Consider the following 13,772-nt stretch of genomic DNA (forward strand, 5'->3'; position numbering starts at 1 on the left):
TGCGGATGTTACGTAATTTGAGGATATATTGCCAGATATTTATAAATTGACTGGCGTTTCAGTTCGATAGGTCAGGTAGAGCCAGTAGCTAAATGCGATAATGAAGGCGAAAGAGGCAGGGAAAGCCAGCGCCAAAATTTCAAAGCGCTGGAACAGACAAGCACCGCTTAAACCACCAAACAGAAAGCCAACCACAATGAACATCAGCAGTTTGGCTTTACGACGGTCAAAAGGCATCCCCTTTAAGCGAGCACCAATCATGATCCCAAGATCCGTGATGATCCCGCTCATGTGCGTTGTTCGAATGATCGCACCGCTGTAAGTCGTTATCATCGCGTTCTGCAAACCACAGGCTGCTGAAGCGAAGTATTGACCTGAAGTGTAGCCCTGTAACAGTGCCCAAAGTGCTAAAAATAGCAGCCCACCTTCAATACACAGAGCAACGCCGTAACGACGCCCTAACTTCAGTGCTTGGTTCTCAATAAAGAACCCGCTGAAGGCTGCACCTAACATAAAGCTCATGATAATCAGTAAAAGATGTAAAGAAGCCGAAGTTGGTGTGAGCAGGCTACTGCCTAATAAAGACATGGTGCCTGAAATGTGGGAGATCGCTTGATGCTGAAAGCCGAGTAAGCCAATCGCATTAACACTGCCAGCAAGGCCTGCGAGTAGCAAAGCGCCGTATTCAACCCAGCGAGGTAACTTAGAAATCATGTGGTTCACCCTGGGTTAAAAAGAGGAGCAGATTATAACGCTAGCGAAAAGATACGCTAGCGCTGTGGTGCGTTGATATTTGATCTTAGGCAACAGTATTGCAGTTTGTTCTAATGCAGTTGCTTTATCGAGATAAAGCTCAGTAACAGACTAGTTGTAGTGACTCATTTGATGGTCAAATTTGACCCAGCCGTGTTTGCGTTCTTCGTAGACTGAAAAGCTCGGTAGCGGAAAGTCTTGCTCTTTAAATAATCCGAGCGGGACGATATAAAAATCGGCAGCAGCAACAGATTGTAAGAGCATGGTGGTGCCACACTTAGGGCAAAACTGATAGGTCACTTCACTGCCCGTATCACTGATGCGTGAGAAAGACGTGACTTCTCCGTTTAATGTGACTTGTTCTATTGGGAATAGAGCCTGAACACCAAACACACTTCCGGTGCGTTTCTGACATTCATAGCAATGGCATACAGAGGTTCGTTGAGGCTCGCCTCTGCATACTAGGTTGACTGCTCCACAGCGGCATTCGCAACTTCTGATATTTCTATCTTTAATATGATTGATATCCATCCATGCTCCACTTCTGGTTAACCCTGTATTGATAATTATACTAAAGCCCTTTATGGTCTGCACAACTGGATGAAAACAAAAGAATATAATTGCTCATGAAAAAGAAAATCTTACCTATACCTCTGATTTTACTGATTCCAATTGTCATGCTGGTTGTGGTGATACTGGCGGGTATTTATCGTTTTAGCTTAAGTGACGAAGAGATCTTGGCGAAGTTTCCTTCTTCTCAAGTCAGTTATGATCCTGTTGTTGAAACCGTTTTTGATTTGAAGACGACCAACCCATGGACAATTAAAGTACCCGAAACCAACGCGTACGCTTTTATTAATGAAGTCGATGAACCTAGAACTATAGCCTTTGGGCGCTATGACTCGGGTGTTGAGCGTGGTGTGGTAACGGTAGACACCAACAACCTTTCAGCCGTCACGTTGGGCAAGGCGAGTTTCTTTGTCGCGCCGATGTGGGTATCTAACCAAGGCAGTGGTGTGTTCTATTATCTTGGCTTGTTTAAACATGACCAGCAGCGAAGCCGTGTCGTGCTAGTCGACCAGCTTTTTCTAGGCGATAGAGTGCAAATTCAGACTTTAGAGGTCGCTCAGCAACAAGATTTACAATCCGCTAGCAAACAAACAGGGGAAGGTTTTATCGGCTTTACTCAGCATTCTGCGGAACAATCATTTGCAGAATCCCCTTCTGAAAAGGTGTTAATGAGCTTTTCTTTTGATACGCAATCAATTGGTAAGCAATAACGTTTTCGTTAATGCAAGGATCTGTTGTTTATGTGAGCTAAATTACATATTATCTTAATTAGATGAATGAAATTTAGACACTCCTTATGCTTGGTGTCTGCCTATTTTTACAAATGGAGCTTGCGAATGATTAATAAACGTTTTTTTAAGACGAAAGATGAAGTTGAAGTGACCTTCGAGCTAGAAGCTCAAGAAGCGAACTCTGTATCCATCGTTGCTGACTTTCTTGATTGGAAAGCCACCCCAATGAAAAAACTGGCCAAAGGGAAGGTTTACAAGTTTAAAACTCGCCTACCTAAAGATGGCGAGTTTCAATTTCGCTATCTAGTTGATGACCAACAATGGGTGAACGATGCGAATGCTGATCGTTATATCCCGAATGAGTTTGGTGAAGACAATTGCTTGGTATCGACGGTTAACGCTTAATCGAGATGACGTAGCGTGAATCAATAGAAAGCAGAAACTAGCCGTTTCTGCTTTTTTATTTTTTTATTTGGCGGTTAATATTATTAATCGTGAAGCGGGTTTCCACTTACGGTAACTCAATGACTTAGTCTAAATTGGGCAGATTCACATCATATTATGACAATGCAATGATGATTTATGCGTTTGAAAAGCATATCCTATGCCTTTATATCGTAGAAAGACCTGTTTACCGTGTATTCAAAAATATTTTCCTCTCCGTTTGCTGAGCTTTCACCTGTAAAAAAAGTAGCTATTTTAGGACTGCCACTTATTGCAGCGTTTGGTATTGCTTTGCAATCTTCAGAATCGGATCTGACGAAAACGATCGATCTTGATTTACCTGACTCAACCGTTATTGAGTCAATCCTATCACCTTCTTCTGTCGCTATTATCGAACCGCCGACGTTTGAGTATCAAATTCAAACGGGCGATAACTTGAGTAGCATCTTCACTCAACTTGGATTTTCTTATAAATCGATGATGAGTGTGATGGAAACCGATTTAAACTTCCTTGCCCTAGACACACTTCGTCCTGGTAACACATTACGTTTTTGGCGTGATGAGGTGACGGGCAATCTTTCCAAAATGGAAATTCAATTTAGTGTTGCGGATAAAGCGGTTTACCGACGACTTGAAGATGGCAGCTATGAATTTGAAGACATTTCTATTCCTGGTGAATGGAAGCAAAAGCCTTTAGTGGGTGATATTCACGGCAGTTTCTCTATGTCGGCGAACAAGGTTGGCCTGAATAGTCTTGAGATTGACCATATTGTGACGCTTCTTAAAGATAAGTTGAACTTTAGCCGCGACCTGCGCGCTGGCGATCAGTTTGAAGTGCTTCAGAAAGCGCAATTTGTTGATGGTGTCGCAACCGGAAAGCGTGAAATCGAAGCGATTAAGATCATGAATCGTAATCGTGTTGTTTCTGCGTACTTACACACTGATGGGCAATATTACGATGCCAATGGCGATAGCTTACAACGTGCTTTCCAACGTTACCCTGTGAGCAGTGGATGGCGTCAGAGTTCTCAGTTTAATCCTAAGCGCTTACACCCTGTGACAGGCCGAGTCTCACCTCACAACGGTACAGATTTCGCGACGCCAATTGGTACGCCAGTTCAAGCGACGGGTGATGGTAAAGTGATCATGACCCGTAAGCACCCATACGCCGGTAACTACGTGGTTATTCAGCACGGTAGCACTTACAAAACGCGTTATCTCCATTTGAGTAAGATCTTAGTTCGTAAAGGACAAACGGTATCTCGTGGTCAGCGTATTGGCTTGTCAGGTAAAACTGGCCGAGTGACGGGGGCACACTTGCATTATGAGTTAATCGAACGTGGTCGTCCTGTGAATGCGATGACAGCGAATATTCCGATGGCTGACTCAGTGCCTAAAAAGGAAAAAGCGACGTTCGTCGCGTCAAGAGATGAAGCTGATAAGCTGTTAAAGGTAGCTTTAGAAGCACAATCTAATAACAGTTAATAGATTTCTCTAAATTAGGCCGATTAATCAAGCCGCGAGAGCTTTTCTAAATATTTAAGTATTTAGTCATGCTTCGCGGCTTTTTAGATTTTGGTCTGGCTACTGCTTTATATTTTTAATTTTTATGGGCTTTGAATGAGTGCTTCTGAATGAGTCACTAAACTCACGATAGCTTCAGGTCGCATAGGAGGCGAGTATAGGTATCCTTGGATCTTGTCGCACCCCATATCGTGAAGTTTCTCTAGCTGTTCACGCTTTTCCACACCCTCTGCGACAAGTGATACGTTGAGTCGATGAGCAAGCTGGATGATCAACCAAACAACGCTCTCTGATGTCGAATTGGTGAGTAAATTTTGAATGAAAATGGCATCAATTTTAATGCAATCAATCGGGTAGCTGTGAATGTAATTCAAGCTAGAGTAACCGGTGCCGAAATCGTCTAGCGCAATCGTAAAGCCTTGTTCTCGCAAAAAGTTGAGTGCGTCTTTGGTGTCTTGAGTTGGAGATAGCAATACTGTTTCGGTCAGCTCAATAACAAACTCATCAGCCTTAAAGTGATGCTGTTCAATGGTTCGAGTGAGGTAGGAAATGTAACGCTTAGAGTCGGTAAGCTCATGGGCTGAACAGTTTATTCCGAGCTTAACCTTGTATCCTAAGCCTTGTTCTAATGTCGTTTTGGCTCTGCATACCAAGTCGATAATGCGTTCACCCAGCTCGACAATTAGTCCGGATTCTTCTGCTACCTGTATAAACTCAACTGGGGATATGTCGCCGTGTTTTTCTGTTTTCCAACGAGTGAGTACTTCGAAATACTTCCAACGTTTGTCTTGTTGACCAACAATCGGCTGAGCCACAACATACATTCCGCTGTTCAGCGAGATAGAGTTTTCAAGTTCATTTCTCAAGGCAGCAATTAACTCGGTCTTTCTCTGATATCGAGATCTTAAGTGGGTGTCATAGCACTTGATATGGGTACCCGAGTATTGCTTACATTCTTTCAACGCTAGGCTGGTGTTGAAGATGATTTGCTCTACGTCTTTGCTATCTCCGGCTGATCCTGCGATGCCTATGCTGATATCAAAATCGATCCTAAGATCAATACTGTTATACCCCTGTTTTACTTTGGCGACGATTTGTTCACAAATTGCGGTTGGGTCGGCGTAATAGGTGATGAAGGCGAACTCATTTCCTGCCGTTCTAAAGGTGAGGTTATTTTCTGGGAGTGTTCGTCTCAAAATCTCAGCCAGATGTTGTAGTACCTTGTCTCCAACATAGTTGCCGTGAAGATCGTTAATCGCTTTAAAACTATTAATGTCCAGTATTGCTAACGTAAACGGTGTTGAGTTTTGCTGAGTGATTGATTCTAGCGTATCAGATAAGCAACTGCGGTTAAGTAGACCTGTTAAGCTATCGTGTGAGACTTCATAGCTGAGTTGATTGACCAGTTGCTCAGAACGATCGTTGAACCACATCTCACGTAGGGTGTGGATGATGATATCCGAAAAAAGTTGATGATGTTTAATCGCTTCTTGTTGCTGAGCATTACTCAGTGGGGAAGTAAACGTAGAAAAAAGTACCCCCATGACTTCACCGCTTTGAGTCCGTGTAGGAATCGCAATGGAATTCTGTGAGGTAATCTCTTGCCGAAAGGCAGATGTAGGTAGTGATTTGACAACGTATTGAGCAAATGAGCAATCAGGGTGGTTTTGATTAAAGGCTTGCTGATAGATTTGCCCGTGACGAGGGTTGATTTTGTCATGCAAGACGTGATCAGAATGAGCAATAACTAAAGGAACAATTTGGTCTGGAAAGTACTTTTTCTCAATGATAGTGGTGTACTTAGTATCGAACATTTGGTGCAGAGTAAGCACTGCTGATTCCAAAAGGTCGATACCTTCCAACTTGAGCAAGCGCCCTATACGCTCAGTGTCTATCATATTGTTGTACGTTTGTTGAGTCATAGCTACCATCCCTAGTTAACCAGATCCAGCGTGTAAGCCTGTGTGTTTAGTTTGTACGCACCTATTTTTATATGCGCTTAGTTTATTATTGGCCGCGTTGTATCATTTTTCAAATTAAGTTGAGACTTATTTCACAAAATCGGGTTATTTCTCTCTTTATCTAGCCTATCTTTCAAATGGTCCAAAAATAACTTGGTTCGCGTATGTGAGTAATCAAGCTTAGGGTAGTACGCGTAAACCATCACTTCGTCGGCGGTAATATTTGGCAATACTGGAACTAATGTCCCTTGTTTAAGATCCTCTTTGATCATTGCTTTGATGGTTAACAGCACACCCATTCCTCGTTTCGCCGCGTGAAACAAAGCCTCAGGGTTGGTGGTCGCAAAGTTGCCGTTCAAAGTGATGCGCTGCCCTTTGGTGAGTGTGACTTCACGGGTAGGGCGCTCTCCCCATATTAAGGAGTTGTGTTGTTCTAAGTCTTGCTCGTTGGTGGGATAACCATGTTTGGCAAGATAACTCGGCGCAGCATAGAAACTGGCCTTGTGTTCAAACAGCGGTGTTTTCTTGAAGCTTAATGAGTTGAGCTGTTCCAGTTCACGACTGATCACCAGATCCAAGCCCAGTTCTGGTAATTGCCCTGGCGTGGTCGTGATCAGCTGCACCTTAATATCTGGATACTTTTCTAAGAAGTCGTCCATGTATTGCACTAGAAACTTAGAGCCAACAGCAATCGTCGCGCCAATCTTTAAGAGGCCTGCCGGGGTTTGGTTAACCGAGCGAGTCTCATCAATAATTGATTGCCAATTGTCGAGTTGATCCTTGGCCCGCAAGTAAAAGAGTGCTCCCGCTTCGGTTTGGTTAATCGAGCGAGTGGTGCGTTTTAAAAGTTGTGTGCCGATACGCTCTTCGAGCCAGTTTACTCTTTTGCTGATCGCCGAACTGGTGGTGTTAAGTTTGCGAGCGGCGCCATTGAAACTGCCTTCTTCTACCACTCTAACGTAGCTTTTTACGTTGAGAATCCAATCCATATTATTTCCTGTTAGGACTTAATTAAATTCCAATTTGGTTAATTATCAATTACTGGTTTTGAATATAAACTTATATCATGAACAAATATCAAACGAATAGGGAATTTTTTGAGCCAATCGACCTTTAAAAAAACGCCGTTACTTTTAGCCATGATGATTATTGCTACGGGACAGGTGGGTGTGAGCATCTACTTGCCATCATTGCCGTTAATTGCTTCTGACTTAAGTGTGACTCAGGTAGATGTACAGCTGCTCGTCACGCTGTTTCTTGTGGGTTTTGGCTTGTCTCAGCTATTTTACGGGCCGATGTCTGATGCAGTGGGAAGAAGACCTATCTTCTTGTTAGGTCAGGGTGTTTATTTGATTGGTACTGTCGTTTGTGTTGTATTTTCTGACAACATGACGGCGCTAGAGGTTGGTCGCTTGTTGCAAGGTTTAGGGGCAGGTAGTGCCTCGGTTCTCGGACGAAGTGTGCTTCGCGACAGCTATGATGGTCCTCAACTGACCAAAGCGTTGTCTTATATTTCGATCACCGCTTCGATCATGCCGATCATTGCGCCCGTATTTGGTGGTTGGATTTCATTCCACCTAGGTTGGCAGGCGGTGTTCCTGTTCGTTTTATTGTACCTATTAGCGATATTTACGCTGGGTTACTTTGTTCTGCATGAAACTTTGCCATACGGAAAGAGCCGCTTTGATGCATGCCAAGTAGTAAAGAACTACGGGTGCTTGTTGACCAATCGCCAAGTGTTGACCAGTGCCAGTTACAACTGGATGAGCTATATGGCGAGTTTGGTTTCGTTGTCGTTGTTTCCATTCTTAATGCAAGAGCAATTGGGGCTGACAGCGGCTGAATATGGGTCTTTGATGATAGTCCCTTCGGCTGGCTTATTGATAGGTAGCGTGGCTTTGAACTTGCTCAATCGTAGGTTTAGCACTCCGCAATTGATGAGCATAGCTATCTTGATTATCTTGGCGTCGGGAACTTGGCTTCTTACTCATGAGTTATCCATCTTTAACTTAGTTTGGGCGTTTACTTGGTTGGCGATAGCGCAAGGTATCTCGTTCCCTCTATCGATCAGTATGTTGTTAGAACCACATAAGAAGCAAGCGGGCGCAGTGTCGGCATTGTCAGGCTCAATTCAGATGTGCTTGGCGGGCTTGTTAGGAGGATATTTGGTGGAAAGCTGGGTGACAACTCACCTACAACTCGGCGTGTTTTATCTGATTATTGGTGCTTGCATGGGCACAGTACTTTGGTCTTCAACCAAAATGAATAAGAAAGCCGCAGCTACCGAAGTAGAATACAGTTAAACAGCTGAAGTAGAGTACAGTTAAGCAACTGAAGTAGAGTACAGTTAAACAGCTAACTCGCTATAGTTCTGCGTACAGTCGTTAATACGTTGTATTTGTATGGATGGTTTTCTACAATACCTGCGTCCATTTAATAGGTAATAAACATGCAGCAAAATGAATTTGAAGTACTGGTAAAAGCTATCTGCGCACTAGATGGCCTGCCTCAAGCGCTTGAGCTATTGAAATCCAATGAGGATACAGAAGTCGCTGAGGCTGCTGGATCACTAACAGGTCAATTTGCGTTAGCTGAAGTAGAAGGCGAAAAGCGTATTTACCACGTGACGCTTCAAGAAAATGAACAAGGCGAAGAGCAAGAGTACATCGAACATGTCATGAATGAAGGCGATGACTTAATCAAATTTGCAGCTTGGTTCTTTGAAACTATGTTTGAATTAAAGCAAAAAGACACATACCAAATTGCGGGTAAAACTTACAGACAGCCAAAGCGTAGCTAGTGTTTTAGTTACTAACTATTAGGCATTAGCAAATAGTGTCCTTTTTAAGGTCAGTGTTTCTAAGCTAAGTATTTAAAAAGCAGCTCTCTTGAGCTGCTTTTTTTATGAATGTCTAAACCAATGTCTTGGATTGCAAATGGGTATGGTGAATCAAGGTTAGACGAACTTAACATTAACTAATTGATATAACGATACAATGCTGATTTACGCAGAGACAAGAGTACGGTTTTTGCAATAGGATGAGTTACTTGCATTAAAGTGTGATTTAGATCTTGTTTTTGACCGCTTTAAGTGTAGAATCCGCGCATAAGAAAATCGATTATGTGCGGAGATAAGCATGAATTACGAACTAGGCCACGCATACCTTGGTCAAATGGTAGCAAAAAACATGATGCACGAAGCATTGTATGGCAAGCCAAAGCCAAAAAAAGCATCACTCTTTAAGCGAATGATGAAGAAAATGGCGAAATAAGCATTTTCAAAAACGGAATTTAAAAAGGCCTTAAACTCGATGAAGTTTAAGGCCTTTTTCGTTTTAGCGATTAATGAAGGTCATCGCTCGTTTTGTTGTGGATGGACACAAAAAAACACTGATTAATTCATGATCGGATTTGTAACTCTGTGTGAGTTTAGCCTGCCGATTGGTTGGACAGGTCGACAACGTTATTTGGAATGGTATCTAAACCATTTTCTTTCATCCATGCTTCTAAGTTGTCTGCTCCACCGATGTATTTACCATCGAGCCAGATCTGAGGGACGGTTACTGGTGTTTTCTCACCAATGTGCGCTTTGACCTCAGGAATCATGCGATACAAAGCTGCGCTGTCTTTTACGACATCGTGGTATTGGTATTCAACACCCGCTTCATCAAGCATTTTCTTTGCCTTAACACAGAATGGGCAGGTCGCTTTACCATAAACGATGTTGCCTTTTAGGCTGTCGCGTTTGGTCCACTCTTTGATCACGGATTGAACTAACACACCGCGGTTAAGCGCTTCGCCTTGGCTTACAACCTTGCCTTCAACAACAAGGATTGGAGCATGCCAAGAGCCCAGTTTTAGAGGCTCCCACCAGTGAGACAACCAATCTTTCACTTCCAGTTCGACATCGACATCTGATAACTCATTCTCAAAAGTATCCTTAAGAATGTCTTTGGTAAGGGTACATTCCCCACATGGGATATTAACTTTAAATGGACCCCAGCTGCCTGCCCAACGGTATAGTGTAATCTTGACTGGTTTCTTCATGGTTACGGCCTCGTTTGAATTCTCTTATCCATATAGAACGGACAGTTGAACTATTTATTTCACTAACCCTAAACTTTCTTCAGTTTTGACGGCTTTTTCGTTTCCCAGTGCGTTATAAATGCGACTGACGCAATAATAATAGCAGCCCCGAGCCATAAACGACCCGGTGGAACCCAGCTAAATACAATCCAACCTGCTAGGACATTTAGCGGTAATTTTGCGTGGTCAAAAGGTTGTACGAATGAAGCATCAGCGACTGAGTAGGCTTTTACAATTGCCCATTGAGCAAGTGCCGTCATAACACCGATGACAATTAAGATAGCCCAAATCGTACCGCCGCTTGGAGTCTGCCAATCTGGCGCAGCAAGTAGGATGTTAAATGGCGTAATCAATAGTAAAAGGTAGACCACCATGGTAGAAGGACTGTCTTGTGAAGAGAGCTTTTTCACCATTAGTGAGTAGCATGCCCAAAAGAAAGCGGCGCCAATCGGTAGTAGCGTTGCCCAGTTAAAGTCTTCAGCCCACGGCTCTAGAATCACCATCGCACCCACGAAACCTGCTAAGGTCGCGCCCCAGCGAGCAGCTCCAACTTTCTCCTTGAGGAAAAGCCCTGAACCTATGGTTGCAAACAGTGGCGACGTCATGAGAAGGGCAATGCCTTGCCAAATAGGAACTGGGTAAGCCAGCGCCCATATCCAAAGTTGAATACCAATCACCGATAAAAACACACGGAATACATGCAGCTTGAGGTTGTCGGTTTTTAGCGCGCGGCGAATGCCCAGCGTTTTCAGATAAGGAAGAATAGCGAACAACGCGATGGCGTATTGAATGACGGCAACGGTAGTAGAAGTAAGTCCGAAATGAATGCTAGCGATTTGAGTTAGGCTGTTAATGACGGCAAAGGCTAGGCCTGCGGTTAGCATCCAGCTAGCGCCTTGGATCGGATGGTGTTGTGACATGATGCTTCTAATTATTTGATGTGGTTCACCTATGATACGGATTTAGCACCACTTAACCAGAAAAAGCATTGATGAAGTTAGTCAGAATATTTGAATATGAAAAAGGTTGAGCCATTGCCCAACCTTTTAGTCTGTATCTAAAGCCGATTTAGATTAGAAGTCGTAGCGTAGACCTAGACGAAGAGAATCTTCGCTTTGTGTCTCTAGCCCCGCAATTTTTACATCGTCTAGGTTGTTTAATTGGTACGCAACGTAAGTACGGATAGACTTGTTGAACTTGTATGTACCCGTTAGCTCGAAGAAATCAGCTGTATCTACAGTGATGTTCTGTGTCGCGTCTTTTTCTTGTTTTTGGTACAAAGCAGCCAATTCAAATTGATCGGTTAGTTTGTACTTAGCCGCAACTTCTACACCAGAGAACTCAGTCTTAGCTTTGTCGTCTAGGTCACCCATTGTGTAGGTTGCACCTAGGTATAGAGCATCCATTTTGTAGTTGATACCAGCAATTACAGCGTTTGCAGAGCCATTACCCGCACCATTGTCATTACCTGAGTAACCAAGACCAAAACCTAAGCCCATAGGCAATGTGTAGATACCAGAGATACCGTAACCGTCTGTATCTTTATCTTCGCCAGCGATTAAACTTGCCTTCAACGAAAGAGCATCAGCATCGTAAGCGTACACGAATGTGTTGTTAATCTGCTCGTTGCCCGCGTTAATGAAGGCTTTTTGATCACCTGAGTAGATAGTAACATCCGACATTTCTGAGATTTGAGCAGCGGCTGTATCTTGACGACCTACCGAAACAGCACCAAAGTTACCTTCAAGGCCAGCGTACATATAGCGTTGTTTAAAGTTATCAGTTTCATCGTTATCCGCTGAAGAATTTACGCCTTGTTCTGCTTCGTAGAAACCGAAACCAGATAAATCGCTAGTGATTTCAGTAGTACCGCCAACATTTAAACGCACACGGCTTTTATTTTTCATGGTTCCGTCGATTTCTTTACCGCCTGACCCGATGAAATCACCACGGAATTCCGCACGGCCGCCAATTTTAAGTTCTGTACCATCAGAGCTGTAAACTGTTGCTGCTAGAGATGAACCTGAAACTAGTGCCGCTACCACTGCAGAAGCTAGAACTGCCTTTCTCATAATCACTTACCTTGTATTTTAAAATCCGTGAGCAATGTGCTCTCCGTTTCGATATGAAGCTAATTTAGAGCAGCTAAATTAAGCTTTCATTTCTATAAAATTACATTTTCGTGAATAGGGAACTTTTTAAGTGTTGATTTTATTGCACTTTTATTTCAATAGACTGAGTGGTTTGTGAATGGTTATACAACTTATCTGTTCTTGAGTGCTGACTTTCACAAGCTTTTATTTAGGGGAAGTGATGATGATATGCGTGAGTATTATGGGAAAGTCAGAGCTTGTTCATCTTATTAACTGTTTGTACTGATTAAGATATCCTCTATGATGCAAAAACTTAGAAGAGAATAGATTTTGCTCAACAAGATGGAGACGTTGGATGAAAACAGAGTACTTAGGCGATGTTTTACAAGGTAGGCAGGTTATTGGCTCCTTGAATGTTGAAGACCTACCCGTTGGAGAGCACCAGTTTTGGTTTCAAGTAACCAGTGATGGGCTAGGGCAACCCAAGAACATGCCGGTTTCTGTTTTCAAAGGCAGTCAAGCAGGTCCTAAGTTGATGATCACCGCTGGTATTCACGGTGATGAGCTCAACGGTGTGTTGGCTGCTCAGCAAATTATCAGAGACTTAGTCGGTAAAACTCTCAAAGGCACGGTCACGATAGTGCCTACTGTGAATTTGTCGGGTTTGCTTAACCACAGCCGCGATTTTATCTCTTCGGATCCGGGCTCTTGCCCTGCCAACCTTAATCGACTCTTTCCGGGTGATGCGAATGGCTTAGCGGCAGAGCGCTTTGTTGCGTCTTTGTGGGATCGCTTACTCAAACACAATGCGACATTCGCCGTTGACCTACATACCCAAACTCGTGGCGCGGTCTACCCACTTTATGTTTTTGCTGACTACCGAATTGAACAATGCCTTGAAATGGCAAGGTTGATGACGCCAGATTGTGTTCTCAATGATCCCGGCGACCCAGGTATTCTCGAAACGGTTTGGAATCGAAGTGGAATTCCGAGTATTACGGTGGAAGTGGGGATGGGTAAGTTTACTCAGCCTGACATGATTCAACGAGCCGTGGACGGTGTTTTTAATATGCTGTCTTACTACGAGATGCTTGACGGTGAAAGCCCGTTTGAGGCAAATCAGCTGCCAAGTATGGACTGGATAGAAGGCAACAACGTCGTGTCTATCCGCGCCGACATAGGTGGCTTTGTGCTGCCTCGGGTCGAGCTTTTGCAAAGTGTCGAACAAGATGATCTGCTCGCTATCCAATATGATGCGTTCGGTAATGAATGTCGCCGCTACCACGCACCATCTTCTGGGCGTGTACTCAGCTATAACGTGGATGCATTAAGGGAGCCGGGCGCGCTTGTTTGTCGCTTGCTGAGTTAAGCAAAAAAAAGACCGAGCAAGGCTCGGTCAAAGGACAGTTGTCTTGAGTTAACACGTCTTTGACTCATCGACAGAACTGCTTTTAGCGTAGCGAGGGTTAATTAAGAATCTATTGCGAGATGGTGACACTTCGACTTTTTTTGTTTCAAAACCATGACTTCAAAACCATGACTTCAAAACCATGACTTCAGAACTGTCGTTTCAAAGTGTTCTATTGTTTCGAAGCAATGAAAAAGCCGAC

The 13,772-nt window shown here is 43.5% G+C and carries 14 protein-coding genes; 7 read left to right on the forward strand and 7 right to left on the reverse strand.

The features are described 5' to 3' along the window. Positions 1–39: 39 nt before the first annotated feature. Entirely contained in the window at positions 40–714 is a 675-nt protein-coding gene (locus tag NX845_RS11625) for a YoaK family protein (RefSeq protein ID WP_004731845.1), read from the reverse strand. A gap of 150 nt (positions 715–864) precedes the next feature. Next, positions 865–1,347: a GFA family protein gene (locus NX845_RS11630; RefSeq protein ID WP_175400134.1), complete on the reverse strand. Its 483-nt coding sequence runs from the start codon at positions 1,345–1,347 to the stop codon at positions 865–867. A 32-nt stretch (positions 1,348–1,379) separates the two neighbouring features. Here NX845_RS11630 and NX845_RS11635 point away from each other — a divergent pair, with 32 nt between their 5' ends. The 3 genes from NX845_RS11635 (at position 1,380) to NX845_RS11645 (ending at position 3,983) form a co-directional block, all read left to right on the forward strand. Further along, complete coding sequence (locus tag NX845_RS11635; protein ID WP_065681656.1) at positions 1,380–2,033, forward strand: hypothetical protein; 654 nt, start codon at positions 1,380–1,382, stop codon at positions 2,031–2,033. 126 nt (positions 2,034–2,159) lie between these two features. Further along, positions 2,160–2,459, forward strand: a complete 300-nt coding sequence (locus NX845_RS11640; protein WP_009845720.1) for an isoamylase early set domain-containing protein — start codon at positions 2,160–2,162, stop codon at positions 2,457–2,459. 231 nt (positions 2,460–2,690) lie between these two features. Further along, positions 2,691–3,983 carry a peptidoglycan DD-metalloendopeptidase family protein gene (locus NX845_RS11645; protein ID WP_065681657.1) on the forward strand — a complete coding sequence of 431 codons (1,293 nt, stop codon included), beginning with the start codon at positions 2,691–2,693 and terminating at the stop codon, positions 3,981–3,983. A 122-nt stretch (positions 3,984–4,105) separates the two neighbouring features. On the opposite strand, the gene NX845_RS11650 is transcribed toward NX845_RS11645, so the two are convergent. Together NX845_RS11650 and NX845_RS11655 are read right to left on the reverse strand one after the other, a co-directional pair. Further along, on the reverse strand, positions 4,106–5,944 hold the full coding sequence (locus tag NX845_RS11650; protein WP_065681658.1) for a bifunctional diguanylate cyclase/phosphodiesterase: 1,839 nt from the start codon (positions 5,942–5,944) through the stop codon (positions 4,106–4,108). Positions 5,945–6,075: 131 nt separating this feature from the next. Beyond that, on the reverse strand, positions 6,076–6,972 hold the full coding sequence (locus NX845_RS11655; protein WP_017077405.1) for a LysR family transcriptional regulator: 897 nt from the start codon (positions 6,970–6,972) through the stop codon (positions 6,076–6,078). A gap of 108 nt (positions 6,973–7,080) precedes the next feature. Here NX845_RS11655 and NX845_RS11660 point away from each other — a divergent pair, with 108 nt between their 5' ends. From NX845_RS11660 to NX845_RS11670, 3 genes are all read left to right on the forward strand, one after another. Further along, positions 7,081–8,286: a multidrug effflux MFS transporter gene (locus tag NX845_RS11660; RefSeq protein ID WP_260256840.1), complete on the forward strand. Its 1,206-nt coding sequence runs from the start codon at positions 7,081–7,083 to the stop codon at positions 8,284–8,286. 146 nt (positions 8,287–8,432) lie between these two features. Then, entirely contained in the window at positions 8,433–8,783 is a 351-nt protein-coding gene (locus NX845_RS11665; protein ID WP_004731829.1) for a hypothetical protein, read from the forward strand. 337 nt (positions 8,784–9,120) lie between these two features. Next, positions 9,121–9,255: a hypothetical protein gene (locus tag NX845_RS11670; protein ID WP_260256841.1), complete on the forward strand. Its 135-nt coding sequence runs from the start codon at positions 9,121–9,123 to the stop codon at positions 9,253–9,255. 157 nt (positions 9,256–9,412) lie between these two features. On the opposite strand, the gene NX845_RS11675 is transcribed toward NX845_RS11670, so the two are convergent. The 3 genes from NX845_RS11675 to NX845_RS11685 all read right to left on the reverse strand — a co-directional run bounded on the left by NX845_RS11675 (position 9,413) and on the right by NX845_RS11685 (position 12,141). Then, the gene (locus tag NX845_RS11675; RefSeq protein WP_004731823.1) at positions 9,413–10,030 is read right to left on the reverse strand and encodes a glutaredoxin domain-containing protein; all 618 of its coding nucleotides are present in this window, start codon (positions 10,028–10,030) and stop codon (positions 9,413–9,415) included. A gap of 68 nt (positions 10,031–10,098) precedes the next feature. Next, positions 10,099–10,989 carry a DMT family transporter gene (locus NX845_RS11680; RefSeq protein ID WP_017089881.1) on the reverse strand — a complete coding sequence of 297 codons (891 nt, stop codon included), beginning with the start codon at positions 10,987–10,989 and terminating at the stop codon, positions 10,099–10,101. 153 nt (positions 10,990–11,142) lie between these two features. Next, entirely contained in the window at positions 11,143–12,141 is a 999-nt protein-coding gene (locus NX845_RS11685) for a porin (protein WP_260256842.1), read from the reverse strand. 376 nt (positions 12,142–12,517) lie between these two features. Here NX845_RS11685 and NX845_RS11690 point away from each other — a divergent pair, with 376 nt between their 5' ends. Next, positions 12,518–13,531 (forward strand): succinylglutamate desuccinylase/aspartoacylase family protein, encoded by a 1,014-nt coding sequence (locus tag NX845_RS11690; protein ID WP_108110739.1) that lies wholly within the window; start codon positions 12,518–12,520, stop codon positions 13,529–13,531. Positions 13,532–13,772 lie beyond the last annotated feature (241 nt).

The organism is Vibrio sp. NC2 (assembly GCF_025195005.1).
Lineage (GTDB): Bacteria > Pseudomonadota > Gammaproteobacteria > Enterobacterales > Vibrionaceae > Vibrio > Vibrio splendidus.

Bases quoted from the DNA above. Each gene is read 5' to 3' on its own strand.
- NX845_RS11625 (WP_004731845.1), bottom strand. From the start codon at position 714: ATGATTTCTAAGTTACCTCGCTGGGTTGAATACGGCGCTTTGCTACTC.
- NX845_RS11635 (WP_065681656.1), top strand. From the start codon at position 1,380: ATGAAAAAGAAAATCTTACCTATACCTCTGATTTTACTGATTCCAATT.
- NX845_RS11640 (WP_009845720.1), top strand. From the start codon at position 2,160: ATGATTAATAAACGTTTTTTTAAGACGAAAGATGAAGTTGAAGTGACC.
- NX845_RS11650 (WP_065681658.1), bottom strand. From the start codon at position 5,944: ATGACTCAACAAACGTACAACAATATGATAGACACTGAGCGTATAGGG.
- NX845_RS11655 (WP_017077405.1), bottom strand. From the start codon at position 6,972: ATGGATTGGATTCTCAACGTAAAAAGCTACGTTAGAGTGGTAGAAGAA.
- NX845_RS11665 (WP_004731829.1), top strand. From the start codon at position 8,433: ATGCAGCAAAATGAATTTGAAGTACTGGTAAAAGCTATCTGCGCACTA.
- NX845_RS11670 (WP_260256841.1), top strand. From the start codon at position 9,121: ATGAATTACGAACTAGGCCACGCATACCTTGGTCAAATGGTAGCAAAA.
- NX845_RS11675 (WP_004731823.1), bottom strand. From the start codon at position 10,030: ATGAAGAAACCAGTCAAGATTACACTATACCGTTGGGCAGGCAGCTGG.
- NX845_RS11680 (WP_017089881.1), bottom strand. From the start codon at position 10,989: ATGTCACAACACCATCCGATCCAAGGCGCTAGCTGGATGCTAACCGCA.
- NX845_RS11685 (WP_260256842.1), bottom strand. From the start codon at position 12,141: ATGAGAAAGGCAGTTCTAGCTTCTGCAGTGGTAGCGGCACTAGTTTCA.
- NX845_RS11690 (WP_108110739.1), top strand. From the start codon at position 12,518: ATGAAAACAGAGTACTTAGGCGATGTTTTACAAGGTAGGCAGGTTATT.